We start from the raw sequence: 17,074 nt of genomic DNA on the forward strand, positions 1-17,074 counted from the left end.
CCGGAGACGCCTTGAACAGGTCCAACTTCACCCGCCGCTACCGAGGCCCGCGCCCCCTCGCCGATTTCGTGGCGCCGGGGATCAGCGACCTGTGCGGCCGCGCCGGCTTCTCGGTGGTGGAGGTGGTGACCCACTGGGACGAGATCGTCGGCCCGGACCTTGCGCCCCGCTGCATCCCCCTCAAGCTGCAATGGCCGCGGGAGGACGGAGCGGCGGCCACCCTCGTGGTGCGGGTGGAAGGCGCCTACGCCATCGAGCTGCAATATGCCGCCGGCATCGTGGTGGAGCGAATCAACGCCTATTTCGGCTGGCGCTGCGTCGGCCGCCTCACCCTGCGCCAGGGCCCGGTGCCCCAGCGCCACGCGCCGCCACCCGTGCCGCCGAAACCGGACAAGGCGACCATCGCCGCCGTGCGACACGAGATCGGCACCTTCGAGGACGAGGCGCTGGCCGAGTCGCTCGCAAAGCTCGGCGCGCTGGTGCGGCGCGAGCAGCGCGGCGGCTAGGGGGCGGGTGCTGACCGGCCGGCGTTCACCCGTCCGTTATCTCGGGCGCGCGGCGCGGGCCTTTCCCGCCATAAGGGCGACATGATAGAGCGCGAAGGCTCTTCTGCAGGTTCGGCGGTGCGGTGCCGGACTGTTCCCGTTTCCCGTTCTGATGCCCTAACGGAACCGGCGATGCGGCCAAGACCAGGCAAGCCCAGGAAAGCCCGGGGAAGCCCGGTCGCCAGCCGCCGGACCATTCGGAGATGTCCATGATTGTCGATCGCCGCCGTTTCCTGGTCACCGCAGGTCTCGCCGCGCTGGCGGCCGGGCTCGGCCTGCCGCTCTCCTTCGATCCCGCCGCGGCCCAGACCGTGGAGCAGGCCAAGCTGATCGCCCCCGAGGCGAGCCCGCTGCCGGAGAAGGCGCTGGGCAGCGCCACGGCGCCGGTCACGGTCATCGAATATGCCTCGATGACCTGCAGCCACTGCGCCGCCTTCCACACCGGCACCTTTCCGGAGCTGAAGAAGAAGTACATCGACACCGGCAAGGTGCGCTTCATCTTCCGCGAATTCCCGTTCGAGCCGGTGGCCACGGCCGCCTTCATGCTCGCCCGCTGCATGCCCGAGGACAAATATTTCCCCATGGTCTCGACCCTGTTCGAGACGCAGAAGACCTGGGCCTATAGCACCGATCCGGCCGCCGGCCTCCTCGCCGTGGCCAAGCAGGCCGGCATGAGCCAGGCCGATTTCGAGAAGTGCCTCACCGACCAGCAGCTCGGCGAGAAGGTGCAGGAAAGCGCCCTCTACGCCAACAAGGAGCTGGGCGTGAACGCGACCCCCACCTTCTTCATCAATGGCAAGAAGGTCTCCGGCGCCCTCGGCATCGCCGAATGGGACAAGGAACTGGCGCCGCTGCTCGCCGGCAAGTAAGTTCGCCAGCCTGATCTAGAAGGGCCGGTGCGCTGCGCCGGCCCTTTTGATTTGCGTGTTGCTGACGCTCAGGCGCCGCGCGGGCTTTCACGCCGCCCGGAGCTTCCTCTCCACATAGCGGCTTTCCTGCGTGCGCCCGCCATAGCCATAGGCATCGGCCTTCACCTCGCGCACGAGGATGTAGCTCTCCTCGTCCAGATCCGGCAGCAGGCCGGACATGGCGGCGAAGACGGCTTCCAGATAGGCGCCCTTCTCGTCCTTGGTGTTGGTGCCGTCCACCACGAGGATGTCGAGGGAGAAGGACGTCCGCCCCTTCGCCGACAGCGCCTCCCCGCCCACGAACCAGTGCTCGGCCGGGACGAAGGAGACGGCCACCGCCGTCACCTTCGGGTCCTTGCGCAGGATGCGGGCGGTGAGACCGGACAAGGTGGCGGCGACATTCGCCGCGAGGGCGTCGTCCGGGGCGCCGGACAGCTTCACGTTCAGGATGGGCATTTCTTCCTCCAGGGCTGCGATCGGTGCAGCGATGGCTTCTTGTAGGCCGCCCAAATCCATGAGAAAAATTGAATTCTAAAATTCCAGAGATTTGCTAATCTCATATCATGATCCGCAATCTCGACCTCGACCTCATCCGCAGCTTCGCCGCCGTGGCCGATCTCGGCTCCATCTCCGCGGCGGCGCGGAAGGTCGGACGCAGCCAGTCCGCGGTGAGCCTCCAGATGGACCGGCTCGCCGAGGCGGTGGGTTTCTCCCTTCTGGAGCGGCGCGGGCGGGCGGTGTCCCCCACCCTGCGCGGCGCCGCCTTCCTGGAGGATGCGCGGCGCCTGCTCGATCTCAACGACCGCATCCTCACCCAGCACGTCCACGGCGCCTTCGCTCAGCCGCTGCGCCTGGGCTTCGTGCAGGACGTGGGCGAGCAGGTGCTCCAGCGCATCCTCTACCGGCTTTCCGCGAGCTTCCCACAGGCGCCCATCACGGTGCGGGTGTGCACCACATCCACCATGCTCGACATGCTGCGGGCCGAGGAGCTGGACGTGGCCGTGGGCTTTCGCAGCGAGAGCGAATTGCCCGCCTCCCTGCTGCTGCGCGAATCCATGGTGTGGATCGCCGCGCGCCATCTTCGCCTCGACCGGGAGGCGCCGGTGCCCCTCGTGCTGTTCGAGCACCCGTGCTCCTGCCGCACGGCCGCCATCGCTGCGCTGAATGCCGCCGGGCGGCCGTTCCGCATCGCCTTCACCAGCCCCAGCCTGCCGGGCCTGATGGCGGCGGTGGGGGCGGGCATGGGCGTCACCGTGCGCTCGCCGCGGGCGCTCAGGCCCGACCTCGCCATCGTTGCCGACCTCGACCGCGCGGCGCTGCCGGACATGGAATTCCTGCTCTACACCCGCCCCGGCGTACGCCCCCCGGCGCTCCAGAAGGTGGAAGAGGTGCTGCAGGAAGAATTGCGGCGCGAGCATCCGTTGTACGCGGTGGCGTGACCCAGCCCGCGCGGCGACTGAGCGAGGGCAACGCCCCCAAGGCCCGCGCGGCGCCTGAGCGAAGGCAGCACAAAAACCCCGCGCGGCGATTGAGCGAAGGCAACGCATAACTCGCCCCAACTGGACAGGCCGGGACGAACCCGGCACCCTTTTCTGATCGTTCGGTCCGGGACTGCCCCTTTTCGAGCCCGGCGGAGATTGCCCCCAATGACCACCAGCGCCACCCCACAGCCGCCCCTGAAGGCGTCCCCTGCCTTCCCGTTCGACAATTCCTATGCCCGCGACCTCGCCGGCTTCTATGCGCCCGTTCTCCCCACTCCGGTGGAGGCGCCGGCCCTTGTGAAGGTCAACACCGCCCTCGCCGAGCTGCTGGGCCTCGACCCCGCACACCTTGCGACCCCCGAAGGCGTGGCGGTTTTCGCCGGCCTTGCGGTGCCGGAGGGGGCGGAGCCCATCGCGCTCGCTTATGCCGGGCACCAGTTCGGCCATTTCTCGCCGCAGCTGGGGGATGGCCGCGCCATCCTGCTGGGCGAGGTGGTGGGAAGGGACGGGCTGCGCCGCGACATCCAATTGAAGGGCTCCGGCCCCACCCCCTTCTCCCGCCGGGGCGACGGGCGCGCGGCGCTCGGGCCGGTGCTGCGCGAATACATCGTCAGCGAAGCCATGGCGGCGCTGGGCATTCCCACCACGCGGGCGCTGGCGGCCGTCACCACCGGCGAGCGCGTGGTGCGCGATCGCGCCCTGCCCGGCGGCGTGCTGGCGCGGGTGGCGGCGAGCCACATCCGCATCGGCACCTTCCAGTTCTTCGCCTCCCGCAAGGCGTTCGACGCGGTGAAGCAGCTCGCCGACTACACCATCGCCCGCCACTATCCCGACCTTAAGGGGGCGGAGACGCCCTATCTCGCCCTGCTCGACGGCGTGATCGGCCGGCAGGCGGCGCTGGTGGCGCGCTGGCTGTGCGTCGGCTTCATCCACGGGGTGATGAACACGGACAACATGTCGGTGTCGGGCGAGACCATCGATTACGGCCCCTGCGCCTTCATGGACGCCTACGACCCCAACACGGTCTTCTCCTCCATCGACGAGATGGGCCGCTATGCCTATGGCAACCAGCCGGACATCGCCCACTGGAACCTCGCCCGCTTCGCCGAATGCCTCATACCGATCATGACGCCTTCTTTGGGGGACGACCGGGAGGCCGCCATCGCCGCCGCCAACGCGGCGCTGGGCACCTTCCCCAAGCGCTTCTATGCGGCCTATCACGCCGGGCTTGCCGCCAAGATCGGCCTGCCGGAGGCAAGCGAAGCGGATGTGGCCCTCGCCCATGACCTTCTCAACGTGATGATCGGCTCCAGGGCCGACTTCACCCTCACCTTCCGCCGCCTCGGCGCGCTGGCGGAGGATGCGGACGCGGGGGGCCCGGTGCGCGACCTGTTCCTCGACCGGCCAGCCTTCGACACCTGGGCCGAACGCTGGCGCGCGCGCCTTGCCGAAACCGGCCGGTCCGGCGCCGACATCCGCGCCGGGATGGATGCGGTGAACCCGCTCTTCATCCCCCGCAACCATCTGGTGGAAGAGGTCATCGCCGCCGCCATCGAGCGCGGCGACCTTGGCCCCTTCGAGCAGCTGAACGCGGTGCTGGCGCGGCCCTATGCGGATCAGCCCGACTTCGCCGCCTATGCGGGGCTGCCGCCGGCCATGGAGGGGTATCGGACGTTCTGCGGGACGTGAGGGGGTGATGTGGACAGTCCTCGCGCCCCGGACGCATGGAGCGTGAGCGGAATGCGAGCCGGGGCCCAGCGCAAAGGGCCGCCGTAGGCGCTTCCGGCCCCAGCGCTCTCAAGCATTGCCCCGCTGCGCGGGAACTCGTGCGCTGGCCCCCGGATCCGCGCTCCGGCTGCGCCGTCGCTTGTCCGGGGAACCGGCGGCGACATCCCGTCCCGCCCTCGCGTCCCGGACGCATGCAGCGTCAGCGGAATGCGAGCCGGGACCCAGCGCAAGAGTTCGCCGAAGGCGCTTCTTTACCCCGGCGCTCTCAGGCGTTGCCCGCTTCGCGGAAGTTTCGCGCTGGCCCCCGGATCAGCGCTCCACCTTCGGTGTCGCTTGTCCGGGGAACCGGCAAAAGAAAAGGGCGCGGCCGAAGCCGCGCCCTCTCCCAATTCCCGAATGGGAAGATGGATCAGAAGTCCATGCCACCCATGCCGCCCATGCCGCCGCCGGGCATGGAGGGCATGCCGGAGTCGCGCTTGGGAAGCTCGGCGACGAGCGCCTCGGTGGTGACGATCAGGGCCGCGATGGAGGCGGCGTCCTGGAGGGCGGTGCGCACGACCTTGGCCGGATCGACGATGCCGGCGGCGATCATGTCCACATACTCTTCCGTCTGGGCGTTGAAGCCGAAGGACGGATCGTTGGACTCCTGCACCTTGCCCACCACGATGGAGCCTTCCACGCCGGAATTCTCGGCGATCTGGCGGATGGGGGCCTCAAGGGCGCGCAGGACGATCTTGATGCCGGCCTTGATGTCGGCGTTGTCGGAGGTGACCTTCTCCACCGCCGCCTTGGCGCGGAGCAGGGCGACACCGCCGCCGGGGACGATGCCCTCTTCCACCGCAGCGCGGGTGGCGTTGAGCGCGTCGTCAACGCGGTCCTTCTTCTCCTTCACCTCGACCTCGGTCGAGCCGCCGACGCGGATCACCGCGACGCCGCCCGCGAGCTTGGCCAGACGCTCCTGGAGCTTCTCGCGGTCGTAGTCCGAGGAGGTCTCCTCGATCTGCGCCTTGATCTGGTTCACGCGGGCCTCGATGTCGGCCTTCTCGCCGACGCCGTCCACGATCGTGGTCTTTTCCTTCTCGAGGATGACCTTCTTGGCGCGGCCGAGCTGGGCGATGGTGACGTTCTCGAGCTTGATGCCGAGATCCTCGGAGATCACGGTGCCGCCGGTGAGGATGGCGATATCCTCGAGCATCGCCTTGCGGCGATCACCGAAGCCGGGAGCCTTCACGGCCGCGACCTTCAGGCCGCCGCGCAGCTTGTTGACCACGAGGGTGGCGAGCGCCTCGCCTTCCACGTCCTCGGCGATGATGACGAGGGGACGGCCGGTCTGCACCACGGCCTCGAGGACCGGCAGGATCGGCTGGAGGCCGGAGAGCTTCTTGTCGAAGATCAGCAGGAAGGGCTCTTCCAGGTCAGCGATCATCTTCTCCGCATTCGTGATGAAATAGGGAGAGAGATAGCCGCGGTCGAACTGCATGCCTTCAACCACTTCGAGCTCGGTCTCGGCGGTCTTGGCTTCCTCGACGGTGATGACGCCTTCGTTGCCCACGCGCTGCATGGCGCCGGCGATCATCTCGCCGATGGAGGCATCGCCGTTGGCGGAGATGGTGCCGACCTGCGCCACTTCGGCGGAGGAGGAGACCTTCTTGGCGCGGGCGCGGATGTCGGCGATGGCCGCGGCGACGGCGAGGTCGATGCCGCGCTTCAGGTCCATCGGGTTCATGCCGGCGGCGACCGACTTGGCGCCTTCCTTCACGATGGCCTGGGCCAGAACGGTGGCGGTGGTGGTGCCGTCGCCAGCGAGGTCGTTGGTCTTGGAGGCGACCTCACGCACCAGCTGCGCGCCGAGGTTCTCGAACTTGTCCTCGAGCTCGATCTCCTTGGCCACCGACACACCGTCCTTGGTGATGCGGGGGGCGCCGAAGCTCTTCTCGATGACCACGTTGCGGCCCTTGGGGCCGAGGGTCACCTTCACCGCATTGGCGAGGATGTCGACGCCGCGCAGCAGCTTCTCGCGCGCGTCCGAGGAGAACTTTACTTCTTTGGCAGCCATAACGGCCTCCTTGTGATTCTGTTTCGGTGGACCGGCTCAGAAGCGCGGACGACAAGTCACTTGGCGATGACGCCGAGGATGTCGCTTTCCTTCATGATGAGCAGGTCCTGGCCGTCGATCTTGACCTCGGTGCCGGACCACTTGCCGAACAGCACGCGGTCGCCGGCCTTCACGTCGAGCGGGACGAGCTTGCCGCTCTCGTCACGGGCACCGGCGCCCACCGCGATCACCTCGCCCTCCTGGGGCTTTTCCTTGGCGGTGTCGGGGATGATGATGCCGCCGGCGGTCTTCTGCTCGGCTTCGATGCGCTTGACGACCACGCGGTCGTGCAGAGGACGGAAGGACATGGGTCGTTACCTCTTCGGGGGGAGCGCGAGCCTTGGCCCGCCGTTCTGGCACTCCCGAATGAAGAGTGCCAAGCTCGTCGCGGAGATAAGGGCGCGCCCGGCGAACGTCAAGGCGCGCTGCAGCAATCGGTGGGCTAGCAAAGCGGTAACGAGCCGTGGGATAAGCTGTTCAGGAGCTGAGGCTTGACGGCGGGCGGGGGCGATGCGGACGGCATCGACGTCGACGGCGCAAGCCTTTATGGTCAGGCGACTGCCTGGGTGGTCGCATTCTTGTTCCAGGCGGCGGGAGGCCTCGGAAAGCACATGACGAAGATGGTTGCGGGATCCAAGTCTGCTTTCGAGCGATCTGCGTTCGGGCGGTCCGCGTTCGGATGGACGGCCTTCGGGCGGCCGCGCGCCGCGCTGGCCGGCGCTGCCCTTGCCGTGCTGGCCCTCGGCCTCGCCGGCTGCGAGACCACCCCTTCCGCGCCCCCGCCGGCCGCGCGCCCGGTCTTTACCAGCCCGATCCCGCCCGACCGCCTCGTCGGCCGCTGGGGCCTCGCCGCCTATCACCGGCCGGACGACGCCACCCGCACCGAGGCCCAGGCCAAGGCTTCCTGCGGCAACCAGCCGTATGTTATTACCGCCGGCACCAATGGCGGCGTGATGATGTACCTCGCCGACGACAACAAGCTCACCGAGCTGGTGTCGAAGCAGGTGGGCAACGGCCCGGTCTACATCGGCCCGCCGGATGACCCGGCCGGCGGCGAGCGCGACCGTCAGGTGGTGCGCTTCGACGGCAACATCCTGGTGCTGAAGTTCGTCGATCCGGAAGTGGCCAAGCGCTACGGCACCATGGTCTACGTGCGCTGCTCGTGACCTGAGGGGCCGCGCGCCCCTCACCGCCCGAAGGCGGCAAAAAACCAAAGCATGGCTCAGCGCCCGAGGGCGCTGAGCATGGCCGACCCCCGGTTGGTGGGGTCGAAGACGTGCAGGCCCAGTTCCTCGGCCAGTTCCCGGAAGGCGGCGATGCCGCGCACGGAATTGCCCCGCCCGTCGAGCCGCGGTGAATAGGTGGCGATGCCGAGCTGGCGGTTGACCACCCCGAGGATGCCGCCGCCCACCCCGCTCTTGGCCGGCACGCCCACATCGAACGCCCAGTTGCCGGCGAAATTGTACATCCCGCAGGTGAACATCACGGCCAGCGTGGCGCGCACCGCGTCCACCGCAAAGGCCGTCGTGCCGGTGAGCGGGTTCTCGCCGATATTGGCCAGTGTCGCCCCCATGCGGGCGAGGTCGCTGGCCGTCACCAGAATGGAGCACTGGCGGAAATAGAGGTCCAGCGTCGCGTCCACCCCGGCGGTGAGCGCGCCGGCGCTGGTGAGGAGGTGGGCGATGCCGCGGTTGCGGTGGGCCGTTTCCGCCTCCGAGCGGAACACCGCCTCGTCCACCGCGAGCCGCCGCCCCGCCGCCGCTGAAAAGCGATCCAGCACGAACTCCAGCGCCTCGGCGCCGAGATGCTCCACCAGCAGGCCGGACACGGTGATGGCCCCGGCATTCACCATGGGGTTGAAGGGCCGGTTGGTCTTGGCATCGAAGACGATGGCGTTGAAGGCATCCCCCGAGGGCTCCACCCCGACGCGGGAAAGCACCTTGTCGCGGCCCGCCACCTCGAGGGCGAGACAGAAGGCAAATGCCTTCGAAATCGACTGGATGGTGAACGCCACGTCGGCATCCCCCACCGAGACCACCTCCCCCTCCACCGACACGGCGGCGATGCCGAAGCGGTCCGGGTCCACCCGCGCCAGTTCGGGAATGTAGTCGGCGAGCGCGCCGGAGGTGTCGGCGCGGGTGCGCTCATAGGTGTGGCGCACCACCGTCTGAAGCCCGTGGCCGACCGGCGCGGCGGGAGCCGCGTGCGGGCTCGTATCCATCTTTATCCCCCTTGCCGGCCGCGCACCTGGACCACGGGTCCGCGGGGCCGTCCCGGCGAGCGAAGCACAAGCTGTGCCACGGCGGACCGATCCGACGCGCCCAGTGCTTTGCGCCATAAGGAGGAAAAGAACCTGACTGGAATTAGTCTATTTCAAACCAGTCCACAGATCAGAAGCGTTATCGTTTGTAGGCGATCCAATATTACCCACGATGCCACCCTACTTATTGCCCCAGCGGTATCTGATTAATAAAAGATCATAAAGTAGTCCCAATTGCCCCGAGCCCGAAATGTCCGTTTATACAGTCTCTCCGCCCCGGCCCCGCCGTCGAAACAACGGCCAATCCGGTGGCGCAAGCCGGCATAGTCACGCGGCGGGGCCCTTCTCGACACTTGCGGTTACAGCCAAATCCCTGTTGGTCTCTTCGGCCCTGGTCGCGCCCTTCGCCTTGGGCACGGCGCGGGCGCAGGAGGCGGCGCCATCCGTCGCCCTGCCCACGGTAACGGTGGAGGGCGTGGCCGAGACCGCCTGGGGGCCGGTGGACGGCTATGTGGCGACCCGCTCCGGCGCCGGCACCAAGACCGACACCCCACTCATCGACACGCCACGTTCCGTCTCCGTGGTCACGCGGCAGGAGATGGACGACCGGGGCGTCCAGAACGTGGTGGACGCCGTCTCCTACACGGCCGGCGTGCTCACCGGCTCCTATGGCTATGATCCGCGCTTCGACGACATCTACATCCGCGGCTTCTCGGTGTCGGCGCGCGGCAATTTCCGCGACAGCCTCGCCCAGCCCAGCGCCAATTTCGCCTCCTGGCGCACCGAGACCTACGGCCTCGAACGCATCGACGTGATCAAGGGGCCCGCCAGCGTGCTCTACGGCCAGACGGTGCCGGGCGGCCTCATCAACCGCATCTCCAAGATGCCGGTGGACACGCCCTTCGCGGAAGTGGAAGGCCAGCTCGGCGATCCCGCCTGGTCGCAGGCCGCGTTCGACGTGGGCGGCCGCGCCACGACGGACGGCAGCGTGCTCTACCGCCTCACCGGCGTCGCCCGCGCCGCCGACGGCACGGTGAGCTACAGCACCAACAACGCCCTGTTCCTCGCGCCCTCGGTGACGTTCCAGAACGACACCACGCGCCTCACCATCCTCGGCAGCGTGCTGGACAGCCGCACGCCCTCGAACACCCAGTACTGGCAGACCCCGACCCAGCTCACGAAGATCCCCATGGGGACCACGTACAACGCCATCCAGCAGACGCAGGAGCAGATCGGCTACCAGCTGGAGCACGCCTTCAACGACGTGTGGAGCGCCAAGCAGAACGTCCGCTACGGCCATATCGACAACCACAGCATGTGGATGGACGCCAATGGCGTGGTCAACGGGCCGCTCATCTCCATGACGGCGACCAACTACGTGGAGACCGTCAACAGCTTCCAGGCCGACAACCAGCTGCAGGCCAAGTTCACCACCGGCCCCGTCGAGCACAAGGTGCTGGGCGGCGTGGACTATCTCTGGCTGGACAGCTCCTACGGCATGGGCGACGGGCCGGCGGGGGACGTGAACATCTTCAACCCCGACGTGCCCAACCTCCTCGTGATGCCGGCCATCACCTCGCGCGACGGCGCGGGCCTCAACCAGGTGGGGCTCTATCTCCAGGACCAGATGGCGTTCGGCAACGGCTGGCGCTTCCTCATCGGCGGGCGGCAGGATTTCGCCTCCACCACCCAGAGCAGCTTCGGCATCGACACCGCCAACCGCGACGACCAGGCCTTCACCTGGCAGGCGGGCCTGCTCTATGCGTTCGAGAACGGCGTCTCGCCTTATGTGAGCTACGCTACCTCCTTCCTGCCCTCCATCAACGTGGACCAGAGCGGCCAGTTGCTGGAGCCCTCCAGCGGCGAACAGTACGAGGCGGGCGTGAAGTACCAGCCCACCGGCGGGCGCAGCTTCTTCACCCTCTCCGCCTACCAGATCACCCAGAACAATTACGCGGTGCCGGACCCGGTGAGCTTCTTCTATCTCCCGGTGGGCAATGTCCGCGTGCGCGGCTTCGAGGCGGAGGCGCTGGTGGAGCTGGCGCAGGGGCTGGACCTCACCGCCGCCTACACCTTCACCCAGGGCGAGATCATCAACAGCCTCGACCGGCCCACCATCGGCAACACGCCGCCCAACATGCCGGCGCACATCGCCTCGCTCTGGGCCAAGTACACGGTGCAGGACGGTGACTGGAAGGGCTTCGGCGTGGGCGCCGGCATCCGGTACATCGGCCCGTTCTGGTCGGATACCAACAATCTCTACAAGAACGGCGCGCAATATCCGGTCGACGCCGCGCTCTATTACGAAAAGGACAATTGGAAGTTCCAGCTGAACGGCAAGAACATCTTCGGCCAGCAGAACGCGCTGCTGAACGAGGGCTATTGGTACTGGCAGCAGGGACGCTCGGTGATCGCCTCCGTGCGCTATCGCTGGTGAGCGCCGTGACGAAGACGGCGCCGGCCAAGCCCGCAGCAGCCAAGCCTGTGCCCGCCAAACCCTTCAGCCTGCGGCCGGCTCTGGTGTGGGCGCACCGCATCCTCGGCCTCTCCACCGCGCTGTTCCTGGTGATCGCCGGGCTGACCGGCAGCGTGCTCGCCTTCCACCACGAGCTGGACGAGTGGCTGAACCCCTCGGCCTACCGCGCCACGGCGGTGGGCACGCCGCTCTCGCCGGACGCGCTGGCGCGGGCGGTGGAGGCCCGCCATCCCGACGGGCGGGTCTGGTACATGGCGCTGGCGCCGGCCGGTCATCCGGCGGATGTCGCCGCCATGGGCCCCATCGATCCCGCCACCGGCGAGGCCATGGACATCCCCGCCGACAGCTTCCAGGTGGACCCGGTGAGCGGCGAGGTGCTGGCCGCGCGCCTGTGGGGCGCCTGCTGCTTCTCCGCGCTGAAGGTGATGCCCTTCCTCTACGAGTTCCACCACAACCTCAGCCTGCCGGGCGTCTATGGCGTGCTGTTCATGGGGGTGGTGGCGCTGCTGTGGCTGGTGGACGGCTTCGTCGGCTTCGCGCTCACCCTGCCGCGCGGCCGGCCGTTCCTTGCCAAATGGCGCCCCGCCTTCACCATCAAGGGCGGCAGCGCCTTCCGCCTGAACCTCGACTGGCACCGCGCGGCCGGGCTCTGGCTGTTCGTGGTGCTGATCGCCCTCGCGCTCTCCTCGGTGGCGATGAACCTGCGGCAGGAGGTGGTGGAGCCGGTGGTGGGGCTGTTCTCGAAGCTCACGCCCACCCCCTTCTCCGGCGCCCCGCTGGCGCCCCTGCGCGAGCGCACCCTGCCGTTCGACACGGTGCTGGAGGCGGGGCTCAAGGAGGCGCGAGCCCGTGGCTGGCAGGAGCCGGCGAGCGAGATCTTCTACTCGCCCCATTACGGCGTGTTCGGCGTCGCCTTCGGCGACCACGACGATCCCATGGACACGCGCTGGCTCTATTTCGACGGCGCGACGGGCGCCTTCAGGAGCGCCAACCTGCCGGGCGTGGGCTCGGCCGGGGATGTGTTCCTCCAGCTCCAGTTCCCCATCCATTCCGGCCGCATCTTCGGCCTCACCGGGCGCATCATCATCGCGGTGATGGGCGTGGTGATCGCCGGCCTCGCCATCACCGGCGTCGCGGTGTGGTGGATGAAGCGCAAGGGGCGCGTGGGCCGGAAGGGGAAGGCGAAGGCCGCCGCCGCCCGGACCAGGGTGATGCCGGCGGAGTGAGCCCCCTGCTCACTCGTCCATCTTCAGCGCGGCGATGAAGGCTTCCTGCGGAATCTCCACCTTGCCGAACTGGCGCATCTTCTTCTTGCCTTCCTTCTGCTTGTCCAGAAGCTTGCGCTTTCTGGTGATGTCGCCGCCGTAGCACTTGGCGGTCACGTCCTTGCGCAGGGCCTTGATGGTCTCGCGGGCGATGATCTTGGCGCCGATGGCGGCCTGGATGGGGATGTTGAAGAGGTGCTGGGGGATGAGGTCCTTCAGCTTCTCGCACATCACCCGGCCGCGCGCCTCGGCCCGCGTGCGGTGGACCAGCATGGAGAGGGCGTCCACCGGCTCGGCATTGACGAGGATGGACATCTTCACGAGGTCGCCGGGGCGGTATTCGGTGATCTGGTAGTCGAACGAGGCGTAGCCCTTGGAGATGGACTTCAGCCGGTCGTAGAAATCGAACACCACCTCGTTCAGCGGCAGGTCATAGGTGACCATGGCGCGCGCGCCCACATAGGTCAGCTCGATCTGGTTGCCGCGCCGGTCCTGGCACAGCTTGAGCACGCTGCCGAGATAATCGTCCGGGGTGAGGATGGTGGCGCGGATCCACGGCTCGTGGATCTCCTCGATCTTCACCACGTCCGGCATGTCGGCCGGGTTGTGCAGGTCGATGGTGGTGCCGTCCGTCATCTCGATCTGGTAGATGACCGAGGGAGCAGTGGCGATGAGATCGAGGTTGAACTCGCGCTCCAGCCGCTCCTGGATGATCTCCAGGTGCAAGAGCCCGAGGAAGCCGCAGCGGAAGCCGAAGCCGAGCGCGGCCGAGGTCTCCATCTCGAAGGAGAAGCTGGCGTCGTTGAGGCGCAGCTTGCCCATGGCGGCGCGCAGATCCTCGAACTGGGCCGCATCCACCGGGAACAGGCCGCAGAACACCACCGGCTGCGCCGGCTTGAAGCCCGGCAGCATCTCCGCGCAGGGGCGCTTCTCCTCGGTGATGGTGTCGCCGACGCGGGTGTCCGCCACTTCCTTGATGGAGCCGTTGAGGAAGCCGATCTCGCCCGGTCCCAGCTCGTTCAGCACCACCATCTTGGGGGTGAACACGCCCACCCGGTCCACGTCATAGGTGGCGTCGGCGGCCATCATCTTGATGCGCTGGCCCTTCTTGAGCACGCCGTCGATGATGCGCACCAGCACCACGACGCCGAGATAGGTGTCGTACCAAGAGTCCACCAGCAGCGCCTTCAGCGGCGCATCGCGGTCGCCCATGGGGGGCGGCAGGCGGGTGACGATGGCTTCCAGCACCTGATCGACATTGAGGCCGGTCTTGGCGGAGATGCCGATGGCGTCCGACGCGTCGAGGCCGATCACGTCCTCGATCTGCGCCTTCACCTTCTCCGGCTCGGCGGCGGGCAGGTCCACCTTGTTGAGGACCGGCACGATGTCGTGGTTGTTGTCGATGGCCTGGTAGACGTTGGCGAGCGTCTGCGCCTCCACGCCCTGGGAGGCGTCCACCACCAGAAGCGAGCCCTCCACGGCGGCGAGCGAGCGGTTCACCTCATAGGCGAAATCCACATGGCCGGGGGTGTCGATGAGGTTGAGGACGTAGGTCTCGCCGTCCTTGGCCTTGTAGGAGAGGCGGACCGTCTGCGCCTTGATGGTGATGCCGCGCTCGCGCTCGATATCCATGCTGTCGAGCACCTGCTCCGTCATCTCGCGCTCGGAGAGCCCGCCGGTGATCTGGATCAGGCGGTCGGCGAGGGTCGACTTCCCGTGGTCGATATGGGCGACGATGGAGAAGTTGCGGATGTGCTTCTGGGCGCTGGCGGTCATCCGCGCCGCATAGCATCGGCGCGGGGCGGCCACAAGGCGAAGGCGCGATTAGGGTCGCGCGGAGGGTATCCCCTGCCCTTTGCCCGCAGGTTGCGAGGAACCCAGGCATCCCCTCATCCGTCACGCGGCTCACGCCACGTGCCACCTTCTCCTGAAAGGGGAGAAGGAAGGGTGGTTCATTCCCGATCAGAATGAGAGTGCCAGACTCCCCGTCAGCGCCCCCTCTCCCCTTGCGGGAGAGGGTTGGGGTGAGGGGTGTTTCTCCGCCCATCCCGTATTGTGAGGACCTGAGCCAGCCCCCTCATCCGTCACGCGGCTGCGCCGCTCGCCACCTTCTCCCGCGAGGGGAGAAGGGAAAAGGCCGCTCACAGCCCCATCAGGCGGCGGGACTTGGAGCTGGGGTCCGGCTCCTCCGTCGCGTCCGCCTCGGGGCCGGGATCATCAGGCAAAGGCGGCAGGGCGACGATGGCGTCGGCCTTCTTTGCGTTCTCGGGCCTGCCGGTCTCGGGCTTGCCGTTCTGCCTCGCCCGGGCGCGGGCACTGTCCGCGCCATTGCCGGCGGGCGGAGCGAGGATGACCGGCACCGGCTCCGCGGCCTTGCCGGCCTTGGGATCGGGCATTTTGGGGTCGGTGATTTTCGATGCGGGGGCCGCACCGGCGGCGACGGGCTCAAGCGGCACGGGCGCCTCGGCCACCACCACCGCCGCTCCGGGGGCCGCAGCCTCCGCCGCAGCAGTCTCCGCCGCCTTCGTCTCCACGGCCTTCAGCTCGGCCAGCTTCTCCTCGGCCAGCTTCTGCTCCGCGATCTTCTTCTGCTCGGCGAACTTGGCGTCCTCGCTGGCGCGGACGGCGGCGATGGCCGCCTTCACCCGCTCCGCCTCGTGCTCCAGGATCGGGGTCGCGGAGACGCCGGGCGGTACCTCCCACACGAAGGCGTCGAGCCGGCCGGACACCGGCGACACCGGCGCCCAGCGGTCGGAGACCACGCCATCGGCGATCCAGGCGGGATCGCGATTGGCGCGCACGGCGCGGGCGGTCCACTCGCGGGCCTTGCCGATATCGGCATGCTCGGCCGCTTCCAGCTCCGCCATCAGCAGGCAGACGCGCTGGCTGGGATCGTCCAGCAGCGGCTCCAGCACGAGGCGGGCCTGACGGAATTCCTGCGCATCGATGGCCGCACGGGCGAGCGCGATGGCGCTTTCCCGCTGGGAGGGCGCCTTGTTGGCGAGGGTGCGGATGCGCTTGAGCCTGTCGAGGGCCGCATCGCCGGGGCGCAGATAGGCTTCCACGTCGGCGAGTTCCGGGTGCGGGTTGGCGGCGAACGCCGTCTCGACGATCTTCGCTGCCTTGCGCAATTCCCCGGCGGCGCCCAGCAGGCGGCCGGCGCAGGCGGCGGCGGGCACAAGAGTGGGGGCGAGGCGCACCGCCTCCACCGCCTTCTCGCGGGCGACCAGCGGGTCGGTCTGTTCCAGCGCAATGGCCTCGGCGGCCAGCAGTACGGCGCGGCGGCGCTTGTACTGGGCCTTGTCGATGCCCTTCTGCGCCATCTGGCGTTCGAGAACCGTGCGGGCGCCGGCATAGTCCCCGGCGGCGCAGCGCGCCTCGATCACCGCATCGGCGGCCCAGCCGAGCGTCGGAGCGGCGGAGGCGGCCTCCTCGGCGATGGCATAGGCGGCGGCCTTGTCGCCGGCCTTGCGGGCTTCCATGTGCAGGCCGCGCAGGCCGAGCAGGCGGGTGGAGGGATCGTCCACCATGGCGCGGAAGGCGGCGATGGCCACCTCCGGCTTGCCGTCGAGCTGGGCGGCCTGGGCGGTGAGGAGATGGGTCAAAGGCTCGTGCGGCAGGAGCCGCGCGGCGTCATGGCGCGCCTGCCGGACGGCGGCATTGTCGCCGATGCCCACCGCGAGCAGGCCGCGCGACACCGCCTGCCAGCCCTTCTCGCGCTTGCGACGGCGGGAGAAGGCAGCGATCAGCTTGGGCGAGCGGACGAGCAGCGAGAGCAGCCGCCACAGCAGCAGCAGCACGCCGGAGACCACAGCGATGACCGCGAGGGCCACCGGCACGGTGGTTTCCACCCGCCAGCCCTCCCACACCACGGCGATCTCGCCCGGCCGGTCGGCGAGCCAGGAGACGCCGAAGGCGGCGGCGGCGAGGAGGATCAGGAGCAGGACGAGGCGGATCACGGCACCTTCCCCGAAATGGCAGCCAGCTGCTGCTGGAAAAGAGATCCGGCGGCCTTGACCGCGGCGGCCCGCGCCTCGATGTCGCGGAGGACGGCGAGGCGCAGCTGCACGCTGTCGGGCAGCTGTTTCAACGTCTTCAGGGCCTCGTCGAGCTGGCCGGCGCGCACCTGGGTGACGGCGGTGCCGAGGAGCCCTTCCGAATCCACCGAGCCGGGGCCGGTGGCGGGGCGCACCTTCACGAGGTTTTCGGCCGAGGACATCAGCCGGTCCATCAGCGAAGCGCTGGTATTCGCCGGGGCGGGCGCGGCGGCGCCGAGGGCGGCGGCCCCTTCCTGGGCGAGGCGGGCGGCGAGCGCG

General features: G+C 68.5%; 13 protein-coding genes and 1 pseudogene. 7 read left to right on the forward strand and 7 right to left on the reverse strand.

Annotation, left to right across the window (positions count from 1 at the left end):
• Positions 1-11 precede the first annotated feature (11 nt).
• Both ACE3QW_RS11620 and ACE3QW_RS11625 read left to right on the forward strand, forming a co-directional pair.
• Positions 12-506, forward strand: coding sequence for a DUF721 domain-containing protein (locus tag ACE3QW_RS11620; protein WP_250164888.1), 495 nt, complete (start codon positions 12-14; stop codon positions 504-506).
• A 248-nt stretch (positions 507-754) separates the two neighbouring features.
• Positions 755-1,414, forward strand: a complete 660-nt coding sequence (locus ACE3QW_RS11625; RefSeq protein ID WP_029556588.1) for a DsbA family protein — start codon at positions 755-757, stop codon at positions 1,412-1,414.
• An 87-nt stretch (positions 1,415-1,501) separates the two neighbouring features.
• Here the strand turns inward: ACE3QW_RS11625 and ACE3QW_RS11630 are convergent, their stop codons facing one another.
• A complete protein-coding gene (locus tag ACE3QW_RS11630; protein WP_374251639.1) occupies positions 1,502-1,909 on the reverse strand; it encodes a 4-oxalocrotonate tautomerase family protein in 408 nt (135 codons plus the stop codon).
• Positions 1,910-2,016: 107 nt separating this feature from the next.
• Between ACE3QW_RS11630 and ACE3QW_RS11635 the strand changes: the two genes are divergently transcribed.
• Both ACE3QW_RS11635 and ACE3QW_RS11640 read left to right on the forward strand, forming a co-directional pair.
• On the forward strand, positions 2,017-2,892 hold the full coding sequence (locus ACE3QW_RS11635) for a LysR substrate-binding domain-containing protein (RefSeq protein ID WP_029556586.1): 876 nt from the start codon (positions 2,017-2,019) through the stop codon (positions 2,890-2,892).
• A gap of 207 nt (positions 2,893-3,099) precedes the next feature.
• Complete coding sequence (locus ACE3QW_RS11640; RefSeq protein WP_374251640.1) at positions 3,100-4,623, forward strand: YdiU family protein; 1,524 nt, start codon at positions 3,100-3,102, stop codon at positions 4,621-4,623.
• 448 nt (positions 4,624-5,071) lie between these two features.
• On the opposite strand, the gene groL is transcribed toward ACE3QW_RS11640, so the two are convergent.
• A complete protein-coding gene (gene groL / locus ACE3QW_RS11645; RefSeq protein WP_029556584.1) occupies positions 5,072-6,718 on the reverse strand; it encodes a chaperonin GroEL in 1,647 nt (548 codons plus the stop codon).
• A 56-nt stretch (positions 6,719-6,774) separates the two neighbouring features.
• The gene (groES, locus tag ACE3QW_RS11650; protein ID WP_029556583.1) at positions 6,775-7,065 is read right to left on the reverse strand and encodes a co-chaperone GroES; all 291 of its coding nucleotides are present in this window, start codon (positions 7,063-7,065) and stop codon (positions 6,775-6,777) included.
• A gap of 303 nt (positions 7,066-7,368) precedes the next feature.
• Here groES and ACE3QW_RS11655 point away from each other — a divergent pair, with 303 nt between their 5' ends.
• A complete protein-coding gene (locus ACE3QW_RS11655) occupies positions 7,369-7,923 on the forward strand; it encodes a hypothetical protein (RefSeq protein WP_245279315.1) in 555 nt (184 codons plus the stop codon).
• A gap of 56 nt (positions 7,924-7,979) precedes the next feature.
• Here the strand turns inward: ACE3QW_RS11655 and glsA are convergent, their stop codons facing one another.
• Positions 7,980-8,978, reverse strand: a complete 999-nt coding sequence (gene glsA, locus ACE3QW_RS11660; RefSeq protein WP_374251641.1) for a glutaminase A — start codon at positions 8,976-8,978, stop codon at positions 7,980-7,982.
• Positions 8,979-9,393: 415 nt separating this feature from the next.
• Between glsA and ACE3QW_RS11665 the strand changes: the two genes are divergently transcribed.
• Together ACE3QW_RS11665 and ACE3QW_RS11670 are read left to right on the forward strand one after the other, a co-directional pair.
• A complete protein-coding gene (locus ACE3QW_RS11665; RefSeq protein WP_374251642.1) occupies positions 9,394-11,454 on the forward strand; it encodes a TonB-dependent siderophore receptor in 2,061 nt (686 codons plus the stop codon).
• A gap of 5 nt (positions 11,455-11,459) precedes the next feature.
• Positions 11,460-12,719 carry a PepSY-associated TM helix domain-containing protein gene (locus ACE3QW_RS11670; protein WP_374251643.1) on the forward strand — a complete coding sequence of 420 codons (1,260 nt, stop codon included), beginning with the start codon at positions 11,460-11,462 and terminating at the stop codon, positions 12,717-12,719.
• A 9-nt stretch (positions 12,720-12,728) separates the two neighbouring features.
• Here ACE3QW_RS11670 and lepA read toward each other — a convergent pair whose 3' ends face one another.
• The 3 genes and pseudogenes from lepA to ACE3QW_RS11685 form a co-directional block, all read right to left on the reverse strand.
• Positions 12,729-14,534, reverse strand: coding sequence for a translation elongation factor 4 (gene lepA, locus ACE3QW_RS11675; RefSeq protein ID WP_024281111.1), 1,806 nt, complete (start codon positions 14,532-14,534; stop codon positions 12,729-12,731).
• A gap of 365 nt (positions 14,535-14,899) precedes the next feature.
• A complete protein-coding gene (locus tag ACE3QW_RS11680) occupies positions 14,900-16,717 on the reverse strand; it encodes a heme biosynthesis protein HemY (protein ID WP_374251644.1) in 1,818 nt (605 codons plus the stop codon).
• Positions 16,714-17,074 (reverse strand): annotated as a pseudogene (locus tag ACE3QW_RS11685) (hypothetical protein); the annotation flags it as partial. The gene ACE3QW_RS11680 and the pseudogene ACE3QW_RS11685, both read right to left, overlap by 4 nt.

Origin of the sequence: Xanthobacter sp., assembly GCF_041911315.1 — a bacterium.
Lineage (GTDB): Bacteria > Pseudomonadota > Alphaproteobacteria > Rhizobiales > Xanthobacteraceae > Xanthobacter > Xanthobacter aminoxidans.